Below are 22,124 nucleotides of genomic sequence, written 5' to 3'. Positions count from 1 at the left end.
TAAATGAAAAGAATAACGTTAGTTCCTTTGATGCTGGTCTCTGCCGGTATGCTGTATGCCCAATCTACCGTTACGGGTTATGTGTATAACGACGCAAATGGCAATGGCAAACGCGACCGCCGCGAACAGGGGGTTGCCGGCGTTGCGGTGAGCAACGGAATACAGGTGGTCGCTACGGGTGCGGATGGCCGGTATGAATTGCCCATCGGCGATGACAATGTCATTTTTGTGGTTAAGCCAGCAGGCTATACCGTGCCGGTGGATGAAAATAACCTGCCGAAATTCTATTACATTCACAAACCTAATGGATCACCGCAATTGAAATACGGTGGAGTAGCGCCAACAGGACCCTTGCCGAAGTCGGTGGATTTCCCCCTGATCGAAAAGCAGGAACCTGCTGAATTTACGGCCTTGATATTTGGTGATCCCCAGCCGTATACGGATGAAGACATGGAAAATTTCAACCGGGCAGTCGTGGCTGAGGTAAAAGGGATTCAGAACATTGCCTTCGGGTTGAGTTTGGGCGACCTTGTGGGTGATAACCTGTCCATGCACAAGCCCTATTTGAAAACTACCGCTCAGGTGGGGGTGCCTTGGTATAACCTGATGGGTAACCACGATATGGACTATGATGCGGCGGCTGATTCGTTGGCAGACGAGACGTTTGAAGCAAGCTTTGGTCCGGCAAATTATTCGTTCAACTATGGCAACGCCCATTTTATCATATTGGATGATATTCTTTATCCGGACCCAAGAGACCAGAAAGGGTATTGGGGCGGATTTCGGAAATCACAATTGGACTTTGTAGAAAACGACCTGAAATACGTAGGTAAGGATAAGCTGGTGGTGCTGGCTTTCCATATCCCCTTATTGCACGAAGACGAGGGGTCATTCCGTGATTCCGACCGCCAGCGGTTGTTTGACTTGCTGCGTGAATATCCAAATGTGTTTTCCATGTCGGCACATACACATTTGCAACGCCAGAACTTCTATGGCAAAGAAGATGGCTGGCAGGGCGATAAACCGTTTCACGAATACAATGCCGGTACAACTTCCGGCGACTGGTATTCAGGTGAGCTGAATGAGCAGGGTGTACCGGTTTCTACCATGCGCGATGGCACTCCGAAAGGATATGCGTTTTTAACGATCAAGGGTAATCAATACACGGTCGACTATAAGGTGGTTGGACAACCCAAGGACGTTCAGCTAAAACTCTTTCATCCAAAGGTTGTGGCACGGGGCCGCGGTACACAATCGGGTATTTTTGCTAATTTCTTCATGGGATACAAAGACGACAGGGTGGAGTATCGCATCGACGACGGTGCGTGGAAGCCGATGAGCCACGTGGAAGCCCCCGATCCCGATTTTGTCGGATCGCTCTACCGATGGGATACCACCGACGAACTGATGCCCGGTCGCCGGCCGTCGAATGCAGTGATCAGTACACACCTTTGGCGCGGCGACATTCCTGCTAACTTGCCCGTGGGTGAACACCGGATTGAAGTACGTGCCACAGATCTATTTGGAAGGACGTTCATACAACAGAGCACATATCGGCTGGTTGATCCACTGTAAATAAACTTTTTAGTCAATAATCACCTAAATGTACGTGCAGTCGGTTCCGATCGGCTGCACATCGTTGTTTAATGACAAAATTGTGACTGTTAAAAATTGTTAAGATAATACGCACGCTCAGATTGGATATTATTTTTGCAATCGTTTATGAAAGCCGTCGTTTTATATTTTCTATCCCTGTTTTTCCTGCTGATTGGGGGGATGGATTGCACACATGCCAATGTGCAGCAAAGGCGGATATACCACGCTCCGGTAGATAAAAATGCACGGCTAACCGTTGATACTCCCCATCAGAGCGGCCCAATTATCACAAAAAATTTCGGGATCAAAAGATCCGGGGATGAGGTGACCTGTGTCGAAGACGACGACATGGATTTCGTGTTTGTCAGGAAATACATGCCTTTGGCTAAGTATGCAATTGTACCTTCCTATACAACGGCTTTCCTGCATGGCGATTGTGGTTCCCGGGACCGGAATGCCCTCTGCAAGTACTTGACCTTTTCCCTTTCCCACAAATACATTACACAACGGGTACTTAAAATCTGAAGAGCAGATTGCGTTGATGACCACGGATAACCGTGGTACGACCTAATCGATGCTTTTGAACGAGTCGTAACGATTCCTCCTTACAGAACACTTAACCATCCGTGTGTATCATGAATAAAAACACCAAGATTATGGCGCTATGTGCTGTGTTGATCTATATCAGCTGTACGCCAAAAGAAGAAAAGAACGAACAAGCCCATTCCTTCACTGTGACCACTCCTTTGCGCGTGGATACATCGATGACGAAAGAATATGTATCACAGATCCGGTCTGTCCGGAACATCGAGATCCGCGCACAGGAAAAAGGCTATCTGCAGAACATATATGTAGACGAAGGCCAGTTTGTAAAAGCAGGTACGCTGCTGTTCAGAATTATGCCGAAGCTGTATGAAGCCGAGTTGCTGAAAGCACAGGCCGAAGCGGAAGCGGCTACCATTGAATTACAAAACACGCAGGCGCTGGCCGACAAAAATATTGTCTCAAAAAATGAATTGGCGATGGCTCAGGCTAAGCTTAGTAAAGCGAACGCAGAAATGGCCCTGGCCAAATTACGCCTTTCATTTACCGAGGTCCGTGCCCCTTTTGACGGCACCATTGATCGCATTCCATTGAAACTGGGGAGTTTGGTCGACGAAGGTGAATTGCTTACCAGCCTTTCAGACAATAGCGATGTCTTTACCTATTTCAATGTTTCGGAATCGGAATACCTGAATTACGAAACAGATGTAGAAAACCGGGGTAATGCCTTGGTGCGTCTGTTGCTGGCAAATGGACAGTTATTCGATCAAGCCGGTGAAATAGAAACCATTGAAAGTGAATTTGATAATGAGACCGGTAACATTGCTTTCAGGGCACGGTTCCCCAATCCAAAGGGATTGTTAAAGAATGGCGAAACCGGAAAGGTTCAACTGACAATCCCGCTTCGTGATGCGTTGATTATCCCCCAAAAGGCGACGTATGAAATCCAGGATAAGATGTATGTCTTTGTAGTGGGAAACGATGGTGTAATCCGTTCGAAAAATATAACTGTCGCCGGTGAAATGCCTGATTTGTATGTAGTGGACGACGGACTTTCCGAAAAGGATAAAATCCTGCTCGACGGTGTGCAAACCGCAAAAGATGACGACAAAATCGATTGCAAGTTTGTGGCACCCAAGGAGGCCTTTGCTAGCCTGCAATTAAAAGCGGAATAAATTCAACTCTCACTGATTCATCCCATGTTTAACAGATTTATACACAGGCCCGTCCTGTCGATCGTTATATCGCTGATTATTACCTTTCTGGGTATACTTGCTCTTTTGCAGTTACCTGTCACACAATTTCCCGCCATATCGCCGCCTAAGGTGAATGTGATTGCCGAATATCCCGGCGCAAACAACGAGTTGATGATCAAGTCGGTCGTTATCCCACTGGAAAGGGCGCTCAATGGCGTACCGGGAATGAAGTACATCACCTCAGACGCCGGAAACGATGGCGAAGCGAGTATACAGCTGATCTTTAAATTAGGAACCGATCCGAACCAGGCATCCCTGAATGTCCAAAACCGGGTGGCCTCGGTGGTTAACAAGCTGCCTCCGCTGGTCGTGCGCGAAGGCGTGAAAATAACACGCGAGGAGTCAAATATGCTGATGTATGTGAACCTATATAGTACCGACCCGAAGGCCGACCAGAAATTCCTTTACAATTTTGCAGACATCAATTTGCTGTCGGAGCTGAAAAGGGTGGATGGCGTCGGAGTAGCAGATATCCTCGGTACGCGGGAATATGCCATGCGGATCTGGCTGAAGCCCGATCGCATGTTGGCTTATAATATATCGGCCGAGGAAGTGATGGAGGCGTTGGGCGAACAGAGCCTCGAAGCCTCACCGGGGAAGACGGGCGAAAGTTCGGGCAAAAGGTCACAATCGTTTGAGTATGTATTGAAATATCCTGGAAGGTTTACAACCGCGGAGCAGTACAGAAATGTGATTTTAAGGGCAGATCCCGATGGCGAAATCCTCCGGTTGAAAGATGTGGCAGACGTCGAATTTGGAAGTGCGATGTACGATATTTATTCGAACCTCAACGGCCGGCCCTCGGCGGCCATTACGTTAAAGCAGTCGTACGGAAGCAATGCCAGTCAGGTAATCAAGGACGTAAAGGCTAAACTGGAAGAAATTAAAGCCACCTCGTTTCCCAAGGGAATGGACTATGAGATCAGCTACGACGTTTCCAAGTTTTTGGATGCCTCGATGGAGAAAGTAGTTCATACCTTGGTAGAAGCCTTTATCCTGGTGGGGTTGGTTGTGTTTCTGTTTTTCGGCGATTGGCGATCCACGCTGATTCCCGCGATTGCTGTGCCTGTATCACTCATCGGAACATTTGTATTCATGCAGGTTTTTGGCATTACGCTCAACCTGATTACCCTGTTCGCGCTCGTACTTTCCATTGGAATCGTAGTCGATAATGCCATCGTAGTGATTGAGGCCGTGCATGCGAAGATGGAGGAAAAGCACTTATCGCCGCTCAAGGCTACAGAAGAAGCCATGCATGAAATCAGCGGTGCGATCATTGCCATTACGATGGTTATGGCTGCAGTGTTTGTGCCGGTAGCCTTTATGTCAGGTCCCGTGGGGATATTCTACCGTCAATTTTCCATCACCATGGCCACGGCCATCGTGCTTTCCGGCTTGGTGGCATTGACGCTTACCCCTGCACTCTGTGCACTGATGTTAAAAAATACCCATGGAAAGCCTGGTAAAAAGAACTTGATCGATCAGTTTTTGGGTGGGTTCAATCGGTGGTTTGCCAATCTCAGTAGCCGATATCAGCAGCTGCTGGGTTTGATTGTAAACCGGAGGGCGGTTACGTTTATCCTGTTGCTGGCGTTTTGTGCGGGAACCTGGTTGGTGAATAATGGACTTCCTGCGGGATTTATCCCCAACGAAGACCAGGGCATGTTTTATGCAGTAATCCAGACACCGCCGGGCGCCTCATTGGAACGCACCAATCAGATCGCCGAAGAGCTGCAGACCCTGGCTAAGGAGATTGAAGGAGTGCAGTCGGTGTCTTCGTTGGCGGGGTATGAAATCCTGACGGAAGGTACGGGGGCTAATACGGGTACCTGTTTAATCAACCTAAAAGGTTGGAATGAACGAAAACATTCCGTTCAGCAGGTGATCGAAGAGTTGGAAGAAAAATCCAAAGATCTGAAAGGAGCGACGATCGAGTTTTTCCAGCCGCCTGTGGTGCCCGGTTACGGGGCAGCCGGGGGCTTTGAGCTCCGCCTTTTGGATCAGGCCGGGTCGGGAGATTACAAGAAGATGGAGACCGTAAACAACGATTTCGTAAAGGCACTGAGCCAACGCCCGGAACTTTCTTCGGTATTCAGTTTCTACAACGCAAGCTTCCCGCAGTATATGCTTCGCGTAGACAACGATCTTGCCAAGCAAAAAGGAGTAAGTATTGAAAACGCAATGAATACCTTGTCTACGCTCATCGGCAGCAACTATGAGATCAGTTTTATTAAGTTCGACCGGCAGTATAAGGTCATTGTACAGGCTTCGCCGCAATACCGCGCCCTACCAGACGACATTTTGAAGCTGTATGTGAAAAATGACCGGGATGAGATGGTACCTTTTTCCGCTTTCATGAAAATGGAAAAAGTGTATGGCCTCTCGGAAATTACCCGCCATAACCTGTACAATGCTTCAGAAATCAGCGGAGCTCCCGCACCGGGTTACAGCAGCGGATCGGCCATCCAGGCCATTGAAGAAGTTGCGAAAAGCAGCTTGCCAAGGGGATTTGGGATCGACTGGGCCGGAATATCCAAAGACGAGGTGTCCCGTGGGAATGAAGCCATCTACATCTTTCTGATCTGTCTGGCCTTTGTCTATATGCTGCTGGCGGCTCAATATGAAAGTTTTATCTTGCCGTTGCCTGTGATTCTGTCGTTGCCGGTTGGTGTTTTCGGTGCCTTCTTTTTGCTGAAAGTCTTCGGATTGGAAAATAACATATACGCCCAGGTGGCTATTGTCATGCTGATCGGTTTGCTGGGTAAGAATGCGGTGCTGATCGTCGAATTTGCCGTGCAACGGCATAAAGCGGGTAGTTCAGTGTTGCGGGCATCAATTGAGGGTGCGGTTGTGCGGTTCCGCCCCATCTTAATGACCTCCTTTGCCTTTATAGCGGGATTGATTCCTTTGGTCTTTGCAACCGGCCCGGGGGCAATCGGCAACCGGACCATTGGCTCCGCTGCCGCCGGAGGGATGCTGTTTGGGACGGTGTTTGGAGTTATACTCATACCCGGACTATACTACCTGTTCGGGAAGATATCCGAACGGCATGTACTTGTTAAAGATGAAGAAGAAAATCCGTTAACCGAAGAAATTGATCACAATGGATAAGCATAGCATGTATAAATTCATTCTCGTATTGAGTCTTTGTTTATGTGTGGCAAGCTGTAGAATCCCCTCAATGGTGCAGCCTAGCGCACTTACCTCCGTGCCCGGGCGGTATAACCGCGAAGGCGGTGATTCGACCAACGGGGCGGCTCTTTCCTGGCGGGATTACTTCGCCGATAAGCATTTGGTTAGCCTCATTGATACGGCACTCGTCAACAATCAGGAACTGCAGATCACCTTACAGGAAATCGAGATCGCCCGGAATGACATCCGGTTCCGGCATGGGCAGCTATCGCCATCGGTGGGTGCAAAAATAGGGGTGGGGGTCGAGAAGGTTGGAAGGTATACCAGTCAGGGTGCGGGAGATGCATCTACGGAAATCATTCCCGGAAAAGCGGTGCCTGATCCGTTGATGGATTATGGCGCAGTAATGTATGCGAACTGGGAAGTAGATATCTGGAAGAAGCTGCACAACGCCAAAAAGGCGGCAGTAGCCCGGTATCTGTCGACCGTAGAAGGAAAGAATTTCGTGCTGACCAACCTCATTGCCGAAGTTGCCAACTCGTATTACGAATTACTGGCCCTGGATAACCAGCTGGCAATTGTCAGGCAAAATATTTCGCTGCAAAAAAATGCGCTCGACATCCTAAAGGTACAAAAGGAAGCTGCCCGTGCAACGGAGCTGGCGGTTCAGAAATTCCAGGCCGAAGTGCTCAACTCCCAGGCACTTGAATTTGAAATCCGGCAGCGAATTACAGAAACTGAAAATAAATTAAACTTTTTACTGGGTCGGTATCCGCAGGAAATACCAAGGGACACCGGTAGTTTTTTGACGATGAGGCCATCTGTCGTCTCTGTCGGAATACCTTCCCAGTTATTGGTGAACCGGCCGGATATCAAAAAGGCGGAGTTTGAGTTGGCAGCTGCAAAGCTGGATGTGAAAGTTGCACGGGCGGAATTTTATCCCGCTTTCGATATTTCGGCCGCCCTGGGATTTCAGGCATTTAAACCTTCCTACCTGGTGAAATTCCCTGAGTCGATACTCTATTCCCTGGCTGGTGATCTTGCCGGACCGCTGATCAACCGGAATGCAATCAAAGCGGAGTTTAAGAATGCGAATGCCCGTCAGTTGCAGGCTATGTATGATTACGAACGGACTATTTTGAATGCGTATCTGGAAGTATCTACAGCGCTTTCCAGCATTAAGAACCTGGAAAAGCAATATAGCCTAAAGTCGGAAGAGGTAGCAGCGCTTACCCGTTCCATTGACATCTCGAACGATCTGTTTTCAGCTGCACGTGCCGACTATTTGGAGGTCTTACTGACTCAACGGGATGTTTTGGAATCGAAGCTGGAGCTGGTTGAAACAAAAATGCAGCAATTTAAAGCGGCAACCAATATCTACCGGGATCTAGGGGGAGGATGGAACTAAAGGCCAAAAAGATTACACGAAATACAGATAAGTAAGGTATTTATTGTCGAAATTTGTAAAGGCGCATGTTTTTGCAAATAAGATTCCCATGAAAAAAGATATCGAAACGATAGCGGATATCCGGATATTGGTGGATACATTTTATACCAACGTTCGGGAAGATAAACTGATCGGCCCGATATTCGATCGCGTCATTCAGGACCGTTGGCCCGAACACCTCGACAAAATGTACCGGTTTTGGCAGACGGTCTTGCTGGATGAGCATACCTATTTCGGCGGTCCATTCCCGCCGCATGCGGAGTTGCCCATTAAAAAAGAACATTTTAGTGCATGGCTGGATTTGTGGCGCCAAACAGTAAACACCCTTTTTGAGGGTGATAAGGCCGAAGAAGCGAAATGGCGTGCGGAAAAAATGGCCACGATGTTTTTATCCAAGATTGAATATTACCGGCGGCATGCATCGAAGCCGCTGTTATGAAGCTGCTATGGAAAAAATCAGTATAAAGCGAATTTATGTGCCGTATGATCCAAAAGATGGATTCCGTATCTTGGTGGATCGCCTTTGGCCCCGGGGCATGAAACGGGAGAATGCACGGGTGGACCAGTGGATGAAAGAAGTAGCACCCTCCACGGAGCTGCGGACCTGGTTTGGTCATGATCCTGCCAAATGGGATGAGTTCAAAAAGCGGTATCGGAAAGAACTGCAGGAAAACAATGCGATGGATACGCTTATCTCTTTTGTTAAGGAGAAAGACCACATCACATTGCTATATGGCGCAAAAGATGAAAAACACAATCAGGCTGTAGTGCTTGCCGATTTTATTGTTGAACACGGTTTTTCAAACTCTTAACGACCCACGGAACCCTCTTGCACCGTAGTAAGAATCGGCTCCGTTATGATAAATAAATACCCTCCCGAAGCGGAAATCGCCGAAGATGGCACCACCAAGAGCCCGGATATCAGCCGGCGTTTTTACCCAGCTCGATGTTTTGGTGTCAAACTTTCCAAGTTGCTGCAGTGCCCGGTATTGCTCTTCGGTTAAGATTTCTATCCCCATTTCCGCAGCCATGTCAAGGGCAGTGTTTTGAGGTTTGTGTTGTTTCCGTGCTTCCCAGGCTTCGCGGTCGTAACAGAGACTCCTGCGCCCTTTGGGGCTTTCTACCGAGCAGTCGAAAAAAATATATTCACCGGTTTTTTCGTCACGGCCAACCACATCGGGTTCGCCGCCGGTTGTTTCCATTTCATCGAGTGCCCATAGTTTTTCAGGATGTGAGGCGAGTTTGGCCTCTACGTCTGCCCATTGAATGTCCTTATGGCGATTCCTGTTTTTCTCGAAGCGTGTTTTCAGTACGTTGAGTAATTCTTCGCGTTGCTCGGGCAACAGTTCTTTTTTATGGCTATTCATGATTCTGTATTTATTTTTCATCGGATTTACGGGTTCCACCGGTAGGGCTTATCTTTCTATCTGCGGGTCTGAAATACCACGATACTACCGTCAAAACCAATAATAATACCGGTCCAAAGAGCTCTTTCGCACCGTTCCCTCCAGCTAAATGGGAGAAGATAGCACCTGTCATCGCAAAGAAGAAACCGGCATACGCCCATTCCTTAAGTAATGCAAATTTAGGAATGAGTATGGCGATTACCCCTAAAATTTTCCAGATGCCGATCAGGGTAAGAAGGTAGACCGGGTATCCCAACTGTTCGATGTTGGTTACTTCTTCCTTCATCTTAATCAATTGAACTATCCCCGTCGACAGCATTCCCAACGACAGCCATGCCGTGGCAATCCAATAAATGATTTTATTACGCTTTTTCATCTGTGTGTATTTTGCTTTTTAACGGCGATGAAGCTATCAGATTTTTCATTTGTGTTTGATTTCAACGGCATTCAAGATGGCTGAAGCCGTTTATTCATTCCCCTATGTGATTGAATAAATCATGATGGTTTCATGATATGTTATTTTAAATGCATTACAACTTCCTCTAATCGGTTGTGTGCCATATTGATGCCTTGTGCAAAAGGTAATTGGAGCAGTTGGTCTCTGTCTGCAACCGACTTGAATATAATATGCATGGTAAGTTTGCTGGTACCGTTCATGAGCTTTTCAAACTCCAGGAACTCAAGCTGGGCAGCAAAGGGTGTATTGTCCATTTCAAATGTGCGGATGATCTTTTGATTTGGAACAATGTCGTGGAAAGCGCCACCGGATTGAAATACCACATTTCCCTGTGCATCGCTGGTCTCAAATTGCCAGCTACCATGCTTTTTATTTTCCAGTTTCAGCACTCTTGTCCCCATCCATTGTTCCACAATCTCCGGATCTATATACGCTCTGAAGAGTAACTCCACGGGCAGATCAAATTCCCGGGTTATAAATAATTCCTGTTTGCCTTCTTCGGCATGGATTTTCGTTTTTCGTTCCATACTTATTGTTCTGATTGGTATTTTTTCATCACGGCTTCTAATTTGTTGAATCGATCGTCCCACAAATTGCGGAATGGCTCAATAAAATCTGCAATTGCCTTTAGTTTTTTGGGGTTTAATTGATAATAAATCTCCCGCCCGTTTTGCTCCTGCTGGAGTATTTCGCATTCTGCAAGGATTTGTATGTGTTTAGAAATCGTTTGGCGGGAAGATGTAAAATTCTCGGCGATTGCACTGGGTGTCATGGCCTGAAAGGCAACTAAGGTGATAATTGCCCTCCGGGTGGGGTCGGCGATGGCCTGAAATACATCTCTTCGTAATTCCATTGCGCAGCTATTTGACTGCAAATATACATGTAGTCAAATAGCTGCGCAAATTTTTTTGATTTTTTTGGCAATTGTAAAAGTGTTAAGTCGGTTTAAAAGATAGAGAAGCTTTTTGTAAGTTTGTGTGTATTTAAAATAACCGTAATCATAGATCCATAAACGAAATTGTGCGAAAAGATTTTGCGAGAAAGAATTATTTCCGCTTTAAACCAGTTGTTCTTTGGGTAATATTTGCCGCCTGTGTTACCTGCTTGCATGCGCAGATACCATGTGAGTCGCCTAAGGTGGTGGCACATCGCGGCAAGGCGAGTGGCTACCCGGAGAATTCACTAAGTGGCTTCGCCAGCATGCTGCGTGCCGACATTGACTATATCGAAGTAGACGTGCGGACCACATCAGATGGAATACCCGTGGTGTTACACGATGGTGACTTGAAAAGGACAACCAATGCACATGGAAAGCTCAAGGAATATACAATACGTAGTTTAGCGGATGTATGGCTGAAAAAGAAAAGGAACAGCCCGAAAAGTGAACACATCCCGACATTAGAGCAGGTATGTACACTATTATCAGAATACAATAGTGCTAACGAGAAAAGTGTAAACCTATACGTAGATTGCAAGGATATTGCGCCCGAGACACTCGCCCGTATTCTTAAAAGCTATGATTTGGATAGGGAGGCTGTATTCTATGGCGGCGATGATTACCTGAAAAGGCTGAGAAGCGTATTGCCTCATGCACGTATCATACCAGCATTGAGAAATTTGGAAGATTTGGAGAAAAAGGTAGCAGATTTGGCTCCTTATGGATTCGATGTGAAATGGAAAGTATTGGATGCTAACACTGCCAAACGAATCCAATCGAAGAACGTAAAAATATATACGGATCTGCTGTTTATAAGCGATCGAAAGAAAAATTACCTTAGTGCTCAGCGATGGGGAATAGACGCTATTCAAACGAATAGGGCGCGAAAAGCCGGCGGCATCCTCACCACGCATTGTCGCCCGGAATCAATCGCTCGGAACTGAAAGCGCGTCCGCGCCTGTTCTATCCGTATTTAAGGCACAATGACCAGTCTTTTTCCTTCGGTCTTCCGCTGCCATGCTTCCGAAATGTTTGTTAAGGGTATTTTTTCGATATCGATAGTCAGCCTGTTTTCCCGTATCCAATCCCAGACCTGTTGCACCGCTACGGGGATAACATCGGGAGAAACATTACCAACGCCCATCAACTCCGGTCCCGAAGTCCGAAGGGTCTCGGCAGTTAACGTAATACTTTCGCCTGCAGATTGACCTATCTGAACAAATCGCGTTCGGTGTGTGGCAAACCCTGCTTTCTTGGGAACAAGGGTTTTCAATAGCAATTCGGTTGGATGCCCCCAGAGAAAGTCAAGAACAACGTCATACCCTTTCCCTGCTTCTGCTTCAAAAGCGTCTTTTATTTGTTCATCGGATTGCTTTAGATCAATAACCGCGTCCGCTCCCAGGTGCCGTATTTTCTGCAAGCCCGCATTATTAGTTTGTTTTTTACCATACCTTGTTAATGGGTTTGTTGTTTATTTTTTTGTTTATAATGTAATTGTGTCAATCCCGTATCGTATGTTTTTGCAGCGATGAGTTCAAGTGTTTGTTCAGGTCTTCCGTCCTTAAAAAGTCTTGTTCCATTACCCAATAAAACCGGTATGACCGAAATTATAAACTCGTCTATTAAATCGTGCTTTAATAATTCATTGATTACTTCTGCTCCACCATCACAATAAATGTTTTTACCGTTTTCAGATTTTAGTCTTTTAGCCAACCCGGCCAAATTTCCGGTATAAAAAGTTGTTCTACCTATATTTGGTCGTTGATTTCTGGTTATGACATATACATCTCTTTGTCCGTTATCGTAATGAGAAGAACCAATTTCTTTAAGTACATAATCATAGGTTTTTCTGCCAATAATTAAGGTGTCTATTGTATCCGTAAACTCGGCATAGCCATAATCTTCGCCTTCTTTTTCTACAAGTTTTAGGAAACTGAGGTCATCATTAGGTTTTGCAATGTAACCGTCTAAACTCATTGCAATGAAAAGTGATATTTTTCGCATTTGTCCTAAATTTTAATGTTTCCGTAAAATTAGTTGATAATTCGTCTATAATCGCTTGGCACCGCTTTTATTCAGTAAATAAGGTTGTACTCCATTGCTTGCGCCCGGCAATCCAGTTGCCAAGTCCAATGCCATCGGTGAAGTTCAACACCTCGCCGAATTGGAAGCTAAGACAGTTCGGTTCTAATGTAGCGATTCATAGAAACATCCGATACTTGTCGTAATTTTGCAGTAACCCTCGTTTTCATCCTGCTCTGGATTAAAGATGAGCTAGGGGTATTTGAGGAAAATAAAGGGGAAGTAACAGTTTAAACTATCGGCCTTTTTTGACCAAAGATAGCTGAACGATAGCCGTGTCACAGGCTTTCGGCATAACGGCATAATGCAAGGATGCCCTTTACATCATTGAAGTCCAGCTCGTGATCAGCTACGTATTTCTCCAATATTTCGCTGTGGTCACGATATATCCGGTAGAGCTGCTTGAAGTTGGAGAACTTCTTCTGCTTTCCGCCATGCTCGATAACGTAATCGTGGTAAATTTCAGATACTTCATGCTCCTTGGCTTTGCGGTCCGATCCCAAACCTTGAAAAAAGGCAGTCGAATAAACGTCGACCGAGGCAAGCTTGCTGGTGCCGCCGTAGGCGACGGGAGGTGGTTTGAGCGTACTGTTTGCGTTGAATCGGATGTACATGGTGGGGCTGCTCGATACTTTTTCCAATGCATTTTTACCGTCGAGAAGAAACGTGCGCCCGACGATGACAAGTGAGTCGATACCCCGATAATCAGCCACTACCTTTACTTGCCCATCCCGCTGATCGATGAAATAAAGTGCACTTTCCACCAGGTTATAGTTCACTTTTTCAGTCGATGTTTGTCCGCCATGAAAATGTACCACCGCATCGTGGTAGTCGTCAAAAAGAAAGGGCGACAGGGATTCCTGCGTGTAGCTGGGCATTGAAAATGCCACTAATAGCAATAAAAGGCAGCCTATAGGTTTCATATGTTGCTGTTTCGTATCTAATATCTTAATGGTAGCCGTCGCGGTTGTAATTCGGTGGAAAGATAATCAATCTTTCGCTTACAAAAAAGAACAAGCTGTTTTTAGCGATTCGTGCGCGATATCGATGAGATGGACAGGAAAGCTAAACATGTTCATGTTTTTCCAATAAATGAACAAATACTAAAAATATGTCCATTTAATTTATACGATAGTAACATCTACTTTTAGTAGCGTGTTGAGATGGTCAATGATCTGTTTCTTTTCGATCTTTCCAAAGATCAGTGTATAGCGCCATTTATAGTATTTTTTGCAGGGCTGTGCTGTGCCACCCAGGGTAATTGGTCGCTGCTTTCCAAAGCCGAAGCATCATCATTAAAATCGGGAGATCAAAGATTTCAACATCCCTCCAAAACTGCAAAATATCTCGCTGTTTCAATTTTTATTTTTTTCTAAATCGGCCAAAATCTCCAAGTTTATTAGTGCAAGACAGACTTTTTAACAAATATAACAAAGCCATACAAAAATACCGTGAAGACACCCCGAAGCGAGTTTTTGGGTCACAGACTTTTATTAACATAAAAAAGGAGACAACCGGCATGCGGTGTCTCCTGAAGTAGCCCGTAGGGGGATTGAAAATATGGCTTTAACGTGACATAAAGGCTGTTTTTTGGAAATCGGGGGTTCTTTTCGGGGTTCTTTTCTGAGTAACGATTCAGTAATTCAGTAAAAGTGAAATAAAGCATAATCCAAAGCCATTGGGAGCGAGGTAAGTTCTTTCTAGTCTTTTGATTTCTCCCCTGTTTATGTCTCCATTGGATAAAACTTCTCCAGATTTTTTTAGCAAGAGTTATTTGCCCGACGGCGAGGTCTCCCGTTACCACGGAAAAGTTGAAGGTTGAACCTACATCCCATCCTCAACCTTGCAAAGATTACTAAGGCTACGCTTATCCCTGAACTTTTCGCTTATCAACAACAGGATATTTTATTTTAATTGTTGTGCACCACGTACATCCTTTCTTCAGTCGCATCTTTAGGGACCACCTCACCGAGGAAGCGGTTTCATGCGATAACCCGCTACGGTTTCTGGTAAGGTTTCACGTTAAGAAAAACGCGATCTTTTTCAAAAAATTATCAAGGTCGAAAGGTTTCAGGATGATGTCATCGGGGCCTCCCTCTTGGTCCAACGACACATAAAGGCCATCAGCTGCAGATACCAGTATAATCGGGATTGCCTCCATGCCAGGGGTTTGTTTGATGTGCTTGCAGAGGCTACGGCCGTCCATATTCCCTATCTTCACATCAAGCAAAATCAGATCGGGGGCAAATTGGGTGGTGGTTTCAAGCACCGATTCGCCATGAAGGAGATTACAGGTTTCATAACCGGCGTCCCCCAGGATTTGGACGAGCAGAAATTGCAGCTCGGCATCATCATCCACAATCAATATTTTCTTTCCCATAGTTTAATCCTGTTGATCCGAAGCTTTAAGGTATATGGTAAACGTGCTCCCTTTTCCCGGTGCACTTTCCACGGTAATCCGCCCCTTTGCCGCGGTTACGATCCGTTTGGTCAGGTAGAGGCCAATGCCATTACCTTCGATCTCCTGGTTGACCCTCCCATGGACGTCGAATATTCTTTCGGTATTCGTTTTCGCGATCCCGATTCCGTTGTCGGAAACCGTCAACACCATGTATCCAGCGTCCTCACGGGTATTAATCCGGACGATGGGGGATTGTGCACTTCTGAATTTGATCGCATTCGAAATCAGGTTGTACAACACACTCCTTAGGTTGTTTTTTGAGAAAAAGAAACGGCTGACTTCAAAATCCCGTAGGATGACCGCCCCTGATGGCTTGATTTTATTTTCCAAGCTCCATTCGATATGATCGATGATCTCATCCAATTCGACATGTTCGGCAGTGATGGGTTCACTTTCAATTTTAGCGACATAACCGATATCCTTGATAAGCGAACTGAATTTTTTTATGGATCGGTTGATAACCTCCAGATAGTCGTTCAGTGCCGGATCGGTGATTTTTTGATTCATGATGGTGATGCCCAGTTCGACATTTCCCAACGGACCTAAGAGGTCATGCGAAGCGATATGCACGAAGTTTTCCAGGTCTGCATTGATGCGCTGTAGACGCTCATTCCTTTCATCCAGCTCCAGCTGCAGTATTTTCAATTCGGTGATGTCGTTGAATGTAACGATGGCCCCAGCAATCTGGTTGTGTGTCTGCAAATACGGCATCGTCATCACTTGGTACCATTTGCTGTCTGCTGTTTCGACTTCCTTGGTCAACACGTTTCCCTTGGCAATCACCGCTTTGATATCACCTATGATCGTATCAAATTTGATGTTATTTGAAATATGGTGGAGTGGCCGGCCAATGTCGGTTTCACGTAAATTCATTTGGTCGATGGCACCGGGTGAAAATTTCATCAACAATAAATCCCTATTTACGAATAGCTGGCCAGCGATGTTGCTACGGAAATAATTATTCAGGTCATCATTGAGTTCGAGCAATTCCCTGTTCTTCAGTTCGTAATCCGAATTGATGGTATGGAGTTCTTCGTTTACCGATTGCATTTCCTCATTGGTGCTCTGCATTTCCTCGTTGGCCGAAATCAGCTCTTCATTGTATGATTGCAGGTTTTCATTGGAGGTATCCAACAATTCGTAGACAGTTTTGAGCTTTTCTTTGGCTTCTTTCAGCTGCGCTTCAAGGTCCAGCAGGTATTGGTCGTAATACGCTTTCTCATCAAATACCGGACGCTTACCAGGGAGGGATGCATTGGATCGGTCTTCACAGAACGTAGCCACCACAAACCGTTGCTTGTCTAGAATACGGGTAAGCGGACTGATGGACAGGCTCACGGTCGTCGGTGCATCCCCATGATGGATGACGATGCCGTCTACGGAAGCTCGCTGGTTGGTTTGCATGACACGTGCATGCAACGTGCCGAATGCCAATGCAAGTGGTTTTGGCATGAGCGTGAGGATATCCGAGTTGAAATTCTCCTGGTGCAGGAATTTGGACGAATCGCCATAGGATTTCAGCACCCGATGTTCGTCATCGAGGCAGACAACGAGGTAGTCCATTTGGGACGCCAATTCGTGGTGCATGAGCTCAAGCAGGCCTTGGTTGGAATTGATGGGGTTTTCTTCCCTGACCAGACCATTTGTCCGTTGTTGCCCGGGCATTTCGGGCAAAACAAGCATGTCAAGGGATACTGATTTCCGGGCCTTGAGGTTTCTGTATATCCGCCATTTTTTATGTGTCTCCTCCAAGGAAGAGCTAATGGGGACGGGGGTTTCGCTGGCGCCCAAAAATAGATAACCCTGCATTTTAAGGCCAAATAGGAACATGTTGAACACCCTTTCCTGCAAGGATGGGTTCATGTAGATCAAGAGGTTACGGCAACTGATGAAATCCATGTTGCAGTAGGGTGGATTTTTGCTCAGATCGTGCTTCGCGAAGATGACCATCTTCCGTATCGCTGGAGAGACCCTGTAATGGTCGTCTTTTTTTATAAAAAATTTTTCCAATCGGTCCGCGGACACATCTTTTTCGATATCCTGGGGATATTCGCCATTCCCGGCGCGCAGCAATGCCTCTTCGTCAATATCCGTGGCAAAAATTTTCACGGGGTTTCGCTCGGGATCCCATGTATCTTGCTCAGCGATCAATACGGCCAGGGAATAGGCTTCCTCGCCGGTAGCGCAACCCGCTACCCACATTTTCAACGGTTCCCCTGGTGGCAGCCGTTCCAGGATATCGGGCAATACCTGGCTTTTTATGAAAGCAAATGCCTCCATGTTCCGGAAAAACGAGGTCACGCTGATCAGGAAATCCTTGGCCAGGATTTCCACCTCTTGCGGTGTTTTCCGCAGGAATTCCACATAGTTTTCCAGGGACTCGAAGTTGTTCTGCGCGGCCCTCCTCAGTGCCCGCCTCATGAGTGTGGTCCTTTTGTAATCAGTAAAATCCAGCGAGGAGTGTTCCTTGATTAGGTCGGCGATGTCGATGAGATGTTTTTCATTCGCCTGATGGTCTGTTTTTTTGCTGAGCTGATGTGTTACGTATTGCTCGATGGCTTTCGGCATTTTTTCGGGATCCAGTACCTGATCGACCAACCCGGTGGCAATTACATTGGAAGGCATGCTGCCGAATTTGGAGTTTTCCGGATTGCGGGCGAGGACCATCCCCCCGGATTTCTTGATGGTCATACTGCCTTGGGTGCCATCAGAACCCAACCCCGACAGGACGACACCGATTGCCCTGGGGCCAATATCCGCCCCGAGGGAGCCGAAGAACGTATCGATGGTGAGGTGCGGCCCGGCGATATCTTCTTTGCCCTCCAAATACAAACGTCCACCACGGATGGTCATGAACTTGTTGTTGGGAATGAGGTATACCTCATTGGTTTTTACCATCATTCCATTTTCGGCTTCCATGACGGCCAGCTTGCTGTGCTTCGACAGCACTTCGACCATGCGGCTTTTGAAGTTTGCGGATAAATGCTGGACGATGACATACGCAACCCCGTCAAGGGGCGTATGGTCGAAGAATGTATTGATTTCCTCCAGTCCACCGGCGGACGCGCCAATGGCAATGATGTAATCGGGGATTGTTGTTGCCATATTCATTGGTGATCAGGGTGCAATAAAGCAACCTATTTCGTGAATCAAAAGTGGGGCGTGTTCGCGTTTTCGAGGTGAGTCATGGCCGCTAGTTCTACAGCGAGGCCTTTCATTTGGATGACTTTCAAGAATAACCAAACGGGAAGTGTGGAGATAGTTGCCTTTTTGTGCTTCCCTTTATGTAAAAATAGTGTAAATTAACTGGAAATCAAAATTTTATTTCGACAACCAAGACCCAATGGATAGGTCTGTTAGGGTAATCTGCTGCTGGTGGTATCGTGCCAACGATGATGAAAAATATATATTGACTGGCGGTAAACAAATGGCGTTGCGGACAGTTATTTAAATGTACGATCATTAATAAAGATGATTAAAATAAAAGAACATGCAAACGAATGGAAAAGCAACGGGCACCCTAGAGGCTGCCCGCAAATCAGCTAAACCTACTGGAAAGACGGGCAAGATGGAAGACTCTGATTTTCATAAGTTTTTTGTGGATGAACTCAAAGACATTTACTGGGCCGAAAAGCACCTGATGAAAGCCTTGCCCAAAATGAAGAAAGCGGCCACGAGCAAGGAATTGGTAGCGGCATTTGAAAAGCATACCGGCGAAACAGAAACCCATATCACGGCATTGGAGCAGGTATTTGGACTGCTCGATGAACGGGCGGCCGCTAAAAAATGCGAGGCCATGGCGGGTTTGCTGGAAGAGGCGGAGAGTATCATTGACGACACGGATAAGGGTACGCTTGTACGTGATGCGGCACTCATCATCGCTGCCCAGAAAGTGGAACACTACGAGATCGCGACTTATGGTAGTTTACGGACATTTGCCCATGTCATGGGGCATTCCGACGTGGAACAGTTGTTGCAGGATACCTTGGACAACGAGAAGGCAACGGATATGGCACTGACAGCGATTGCTGAAAACTTTGTCAACAAACAGGCCGCAAGCGAGTAAAATCCGGACAGGTCTAGTGCTTATTGCAGAAAAAGCTGTCCCAGTTAATGGCGGGACAGCTTCTTTTTTGTTTGCCCATGTGACAGGTTCCAACACCTATTTGCATCATAAAATAGCTTCCATGCAACGTTTCATCCCCATATCTTAGTGGTACTGTATATCAAATACATGGTCAGCCACAGGTGCAGGCTGATGGTCAGGGAGGCACTAAGCAAGCTTGGCCTACACGATGTTTCGGTGGATTTGGGAATGGTAGAGATTCGCCAGGACCTCACAGATGAACAACTTCAGCAACTGAAGGAAAGGTTACTATTGATCGGCCTGCAATTACTTGACGACAAAAGAAGCATCTTGATTGAAAAGATTAAGAATGCCATCGTCACCATGGTACACCATATCGACGAATGGCCAAAGGAAAATTATTCCAAACACATCAGCAAACTGCTCGGCTACGACTATACCTATCTGGCCAATGTCTTTTCAGAAGTGAAAGGCATGACCATACAGCAATTCATCATCCTGCACAAGATTGAAAAAGTAAAGGAATTGCTACTGTACGACGAACTATCCCTAACCGAGATTTCCTATAAATTGGATTACAGCAGCGTATCCCATCTTTCCAATCAGTTTAAGAGGATCACCGGGTTAACCCCGACATTTTATAAGAAGCTGAAACATCAAAAGAAACGGATCGCTTTGGAAAATGTGTGAATGGTGCAACTTATTTCCGCGATGATGTAACGTTTATGCATTCCGAAACCGCATCTTTGTAGGGTAATAATTCAATTACACCCTGACAAACAGGTGATAAAATCGAATAGCTATGTTAGCGATAACAAAATCAGTACACGGTACTCATGGAATAGAAACCAACCCACAGGTGGTCGAAAATAAACGATACCATAGGAAGGCCCCGAATGTGGGAGCGGGGAACAAAAGCAAAAAACAGGCAATACCCGAAGGGCGACCGAGATTAGGCCCTGCATCGCCTGACGGTATCCAAATGGAAACCAAATACATGTTGTAGTCCTGCCTTTCTTGAACCGTTAAAGGCAACAGATGAAAACCAAATAGTGATGATTCGGAAACACCATGGTAATGCATGGTGTTTTCCTGCATAAAAACGTGACAACTTTAGTGTCTCGCTTGGAAGTTGTTGGCCTGCGAACCTCCAGGAAGCGAAAGGGCCCTGCTGGCCGATGCAGGAGAAAAAGTGGGATTGATGCAACGCTTTCCCCGGAATGTATAACGATTACCATTTCTAAAACACCATCTTTGTCAATGAAGGATATGAATCCCTCGGAAAGGTATAGCAATATGGGAAATTTTAAAATGGCGGGAGACTGGGATATGCAGACCAAGTCGATTCGGAATCAACATCCGCGGCTGACAACATTGGACTTGAGGTTTGAAGACGGCAAGGAAAAGGAACTGATCATGCGCATGGGAATGCGCCTGAATAAAAATACAGCGGATATTATCAATATACTGAAGAGACACCAACCATGACGGGCATAAATAACAGGGGCGTAATGCCCTTTTCTCTCAACTTTACTCACACATGGTCAGCGAGGCTTGTTGCCCTTGGAACAGGGTATTACGCTGGTAGGAAATCTTTGCGGCCCAGTTTTTTCAGCATTTTCGCGTGTTGCAGCAATGCCTTCAGGAAGGTGGGTTGTTCGTGATAGGGCAGCCCAAAGGCCGTAGCGGCCGACCTGACTATGGGAGCAATCTTTGGATAGTGCACGTGGCATACCCAGGTAAACAGGTGGTGCTCGATCTGATAATTGAGGCCTCCGATAAACCAGGAAAGGAATCGGTTCTTGGGCGCGAAATTGGTGGTATTTCCCACCTCGTGTAAGGCCCAAGAGTCTGCCATATACAGGGCGCTGTCTTTCGTTACAGGTTCTGCAAATGCAGATTCTTCCATGATGTGCGAAGGCTGGAAGATGCAGGCAAGGAAAAGCCCAGCCGTAAAATGCATGATAACAAAGCCCGTCAATACCGCATACCAAGGCATATCCGAAAATAAAAGGGGCAACGCCAGGATGTAACCATAATAAAACAGTTTGTATAGCGTGATGCGAAAAAGCGCCTTTTTCAGCGAAATCTTCTGCTTGTTCAGCAGGCCGTGCTTTTTATACCGGATTGCCTGAAGGTAATCCTTTGCGGTCATCCAGTACAAGGTCATGATCATGTAAAAGAACCAGGCATACCAATATTGGTAGCGGTGGAACCAGTAGCGCGGCTGTCGTGGTGAGAAACGCAGAAAAACAACGCTATTAATGTCGTCATCGAGGCCTGCAATGTTGGTATACGTGTGGTGCAGCAGATTATGCTGGATTTTCCAGGTGACCGAATACCCGCCAATGATTTCCAGAATGGATCCGATGGTGCTGTTTACTTTTTTATTCGGCGAATAGGTGCCATGGTTGGCATCGTGCATCACCGAGGCACCTATGCCCACCATACCCAGCCCCATCAGGAACCAAAATCCCCAAAACAGCCAGACACTATTTCCCGCAACGCCCGAGACCATCAGCACGTAGGGCACAACATATAACAGGAGCATCACAAATGTTTTGACCCACATCGCGGTATTGGCATAGGGCGAAATTGCATTGGTTTTAAAATAGCCCTTTACCCCGGATACCACGGTATCGTAGAAGCTGTTTTCACCCTTGGGGGGGAAGCGTACGATATCCAATTTTTTCATGTTCATCTTTTTCTGTGTTTATGGG

The 22,124-nt window shown here is 46.3% G+C and carries 22 protein-coding genes; 12 read left to right on the top strand and 10 right to left on the bottom strand.

What is annotated here, in order from left to right; all coding sequences use genetic code 11:
• Nucleotides 1-3 precede the first annotated feature (3 nt).
• From IEX60_RS07265 to IEX60_RS07235, 7 genes are all read left to right on the top strand, one after another.
• Nucleotides 4-1,575: a calcineurin-like phosphoesterase C-terminal domain-containing protein gene (locus IEX60_RS07265; RefSeq protein ID WP_188748995.1), complete on the top strand. Its 1,572-nt coding sequence runs from the start codon at nucleotides 4-6 to the stop codon at nucleotides 1,573-1,575.
• A gap of 147 nt (nucleotides 1,576-1,722) precedes the next feature.
• Nucleotides 1,723-2,121, top strand: a complete 399-nt coding sequence (locus IEX60_RS07260; RefSeq protein ID WP_188748993.1) for a hypothetical protein — start codon at nucleotides 1,723-1,725, stop codon at nucleotides 2,119-2,121.
• 110 nt (nucleotides 2,122-2,231) lie between these two features.
• Nucleotides 2,232-3,314, top strand: coding sequence for an efflux RND transporter periplasmic adaptor subunit (locus tag IEX60_RS07255; protein ID WP_188748990.1), 1,083 nt, complete (start codon nucleotides 2,232-2,234; stop codon nucleotides 3,312-3,314).
• Nucleotides 3,315-3,338: 24 nt separating this feature from the next.
• Nucleotides 3,339-6,506: an efflux RND transporter permease subunit gene (locus tag IEX60_RS07250; protein ID WP_188748988.1), complete on the top strand. Its 3,168-nt coding sequence runs from the start codon at nucleotides 3,339-3,341 to the stop codon at nucleotides 6,504-6,506.
• A 70-nt stretch (nucleotides 6,507-6,576) separates the two neighbouring features.
• Complete coding sequence (locus tag IEX60_RS07245) at nucleotides 6,577-7,935, top strand: TolC family protein (protein WP_373285021.1); 1,359 nt, start codon at nucleotides 6,577-6,579, stop codon at nucleotides 7,933-7,935.
• Between the two features lie 88 nt (nucleotides 7,936-8,023).
• Complete coding sequence (locus IEX60_RS07240) at nucleotides 8,024-8,413, top strand: group III truncated hemoglobin (protein ID WP_188748984.1); 390 nt, start codon at nucleotides 8,024-8,026, stop codon at nucleotides 8,411-8,413.
• A gap of 7 nt (nucleotides 8,414-8,420) precedes the next feature.
• Nucleotides 8,421-8,786 carry a DUF488 domain-containing protein gene (locus IEX60_RS07235; RefSeq protein WP_188748983.1) on the top strand — a complete coding sequence of 122 codons (366 nt, stop codon included), beginning with the start codon at nucleotides 8,421-8,423 and terminating at the stop codon, nucleotides 8,784-8,786.
• Here IEX60_RS07235 and IEX60_RS07230 read toward each other — a convergent pair.
• From IEX60_RS07230 to IEX60_RS07215, 4 genes are all read right to left on the bottom strand, one after another.
• Complete coding sequence (locus IEX60_RS07230) at nucleotides 8,775-9,341, bottom strand: DUF4256 domain-containing protein (protein WP_188748981.1); 567 nt, start codon at nucleotides 9,339-9,341, stop codon at nucleotides 8,775-8,777. The genes IEX60_RS07235 and IEX60_RS07230 overlap by 12 nt on opposite strands.
• A 10-nt stretch (nucleotides 9,342-9,351) precedes the next feature.
• Nucleotides 9,352-9,756: a DoxX family protein gene (locus IEX60_RS07225; RefSeq protein ID WP_188748978.1), complete on the bottom strand. Its 405-nt coding sequence runs from the start codon at nucleotides 9,754-9,756 to the stop codon at nucleotides 9,352-9,354.
• 140 nt (nucleotides 9,757-9,896) lie between these two features.
• Nucleotides 9,897-10,364 carry an SRPBCC domain-containing protein gene (locus IEX60_RS07220; RefSeq protein WP_188748977.1) on the bottom strand — a complete coding sequence of 156 codons (468 nt, stop codon included), beginning with the start codon at nucleotides 10,362-10,364 and terminating at the stop codon, nucleotides 9,897-9,899.
• Nucleotides 10,365-10,366: 2 nt separating this feature from the next.
• Nucleotides 10,367-10,690, bottom strand: coding sequence for an ArsR/SmtB family transcription factor (locus IEX60_RS07215; RefSeq protein WP_188748974.1), 324 nt, complete (start codon nucleotides 10,688-10,690; stop codon nucleotides 10,367-10,369).
• 167 nt (nucleotides 10,691-10,857) lie between these two features.
• On the opposite strand from IEX60_RS07215, the gene IEX60_RS07210 reads away from it, so the two are divergent.
• Entirely contained in the window at nucleotides 10,858-11,718 is an 861-nt protein-coding gene (locus IEX60_RS07210; RefSeq protein ID WP_188748972.1) for a glycerophosphodiester phosphodiesterase, read from the top strand.
• A 29-nt stretch (nucleotides 11,719-11,747) separates the two neighbouring features.
• Here IEX60_RS07210 and IEX60_RS07205 read toward each other — a convergent pair whose 3' ends face one another.
• The 5 genes from IEX60_RS07205 to IEX60_RS07185 form a co-directional block, all read right to left on the bottom strand.
• The gene (locus IEX60_RS07205) at nucleotides 11,748-12,194 is read right to left on the bottom strand and encodes a zinc-binding dehydrogenase (protein ID WP_188748970.1); all 447 of its coding nucleotides are present in this window, start codon (nucleotides 12,192-12,194) and stop codon (nucleotides 11,748-11,750) included.
• A gap of 35 nt (nucleotides 12,195-12,229) precedes the next feature.
• Nucleotides 12,230-12,778 carry a dihydrofolate reductase family protein gene (locus IEX60_RS07200; RefSeq protein WP_188748968.1) on the bottom strand — a complete coding sequence of 183 codons (549 nt, stop codon included), beginning with the start codon at nucleotides 12,776-12,778 and terminating at the stop codon, nucleotides 12,230-12,232.
• A 356-nt stretch (nucleotides 12,779-13,134) separates the two neighbouring features.
• Nucleotides 13,135-13,779 (bottom strand): hypothetical protein, encoded by a 645-nt coding sequence (locus IEX60_RS07195; protein WP_188748966.1) that lies wholly within the window; start codon nucleotides 13,777-13,779, stop codon nucleotides 13,135-13,137.
• A gap of 1,094 nt (nucleotides 13,780-14,873) precedes the next feature.
• Entirely contained in the window at nucleotides 14,874-15,236 is a 363-nt protein-coding gene (locus IEX60_RS07190; RefSeq protein WP_188748964.1) for a response regulator, read from the bottom strand.
• 3 nt (nucleotides 15,237-15,239) lie between these two features.
• Nucleotides 15,240-18,422, bottom strand: coding sequence for a chemotaxis protein CheB (locus IEX60_RS07185; RefSeq protein WP_188748962.1), 3,183 nt, complete (start codon nucleotides 18,420-18,422; stop codon nucleotides 15,240-15,242).
• Nucleotides 18,423-18,807: 385 nt separating this feature from the next.
• On the opposite strand from IEX60_RS07185, the gene IEX60_RS07180 reads away from it, so the two are divergent.
• The 4 genes from IEX60_RS07180 (at nucleotide 18,808) to IEX60_RS07165 (ending at nucleotide 20,892) form a co-directional block, all read left to right on the top strand.
• Complete coding sequence (locus IEX60_RS07180) at nucleotides 18,808-19,383, top strand: YciE/YciF ferroxidase family protein (RefSeq protein WP_188748960.1); 576 nt, start codon at nucleotides 18,808-18,810, stop codon at nucleotides 19,381-19,383.
• A 168-nt stretch (nucleotides 19,384-19,551) separates the two neighbouring features.
• Entirely contained in the window at nucleotides 19,552-20,094 is a 543-nt protein-coding gene (locus IEX60_RS07175; protein ID WP_188748957.1) for a helix-turn-helix domain-containing protein, read from the top strand.
• 112 nt (nucleotides 20,095-20,206) lie between these two features.
• Nucleotides 20,207-20,410 (top strand): hypothetical protein, encoded by a 204-nt coding sequence (locus IEX60_RS07170; protein ID WP_188748954.1) that lies wholly within the window; start codon nucleotides 20,207-20,209, stop codon nucleotides 20,408-20,410.
• A 290-nt stretch (nucleotides 20,411-20,700) separates the two neighbouring features.
• Complete coding sequence (locus IEX60_RS07165; RefSeq protein ID WP_229717461.1) at nucleotides 20,701-20,892, top strand: hypothetical protein; 192 nt, start codon at nucleotides 20,701-20,703, stop codon at nucleotides 20,890-20,892.
• Between the two features lie 88 nt (nucleotides 20,893-20,980).
• On the opposite strand, the gene IEX60_RS07160 is transcribed toward IEX60_RS07165, so the two are convergent.
• Entirely contained in the window at nucleotides 20,981-22,105 is a 1,125-nt protein-coding gene (locus IEX60_RS07160) for a fatty acid desaturase family protein (RefSeq protein ID WP_229717460.1), read from the bottom strand.
• Nucleotides 22,106-22,124 lie beyond the last annotated feature (19 nt).

It is taken from the genome of Parapedobacter defluvii (genome assembly GCF_014642075.1).
Taxonomy (GTDB): domain Bacteria; phylum Bacteroidota; class Bacteroidia; order Sphingobacteriales; family Sphingobacteriaceae; genus Parapedobacter; species Parapedobacter defluvii.
The sequence above is the reverse complement of the archived record's forward strand: the minus strand, read 5'-3'. Positions and strand labels throughout refer to the sequence as shown.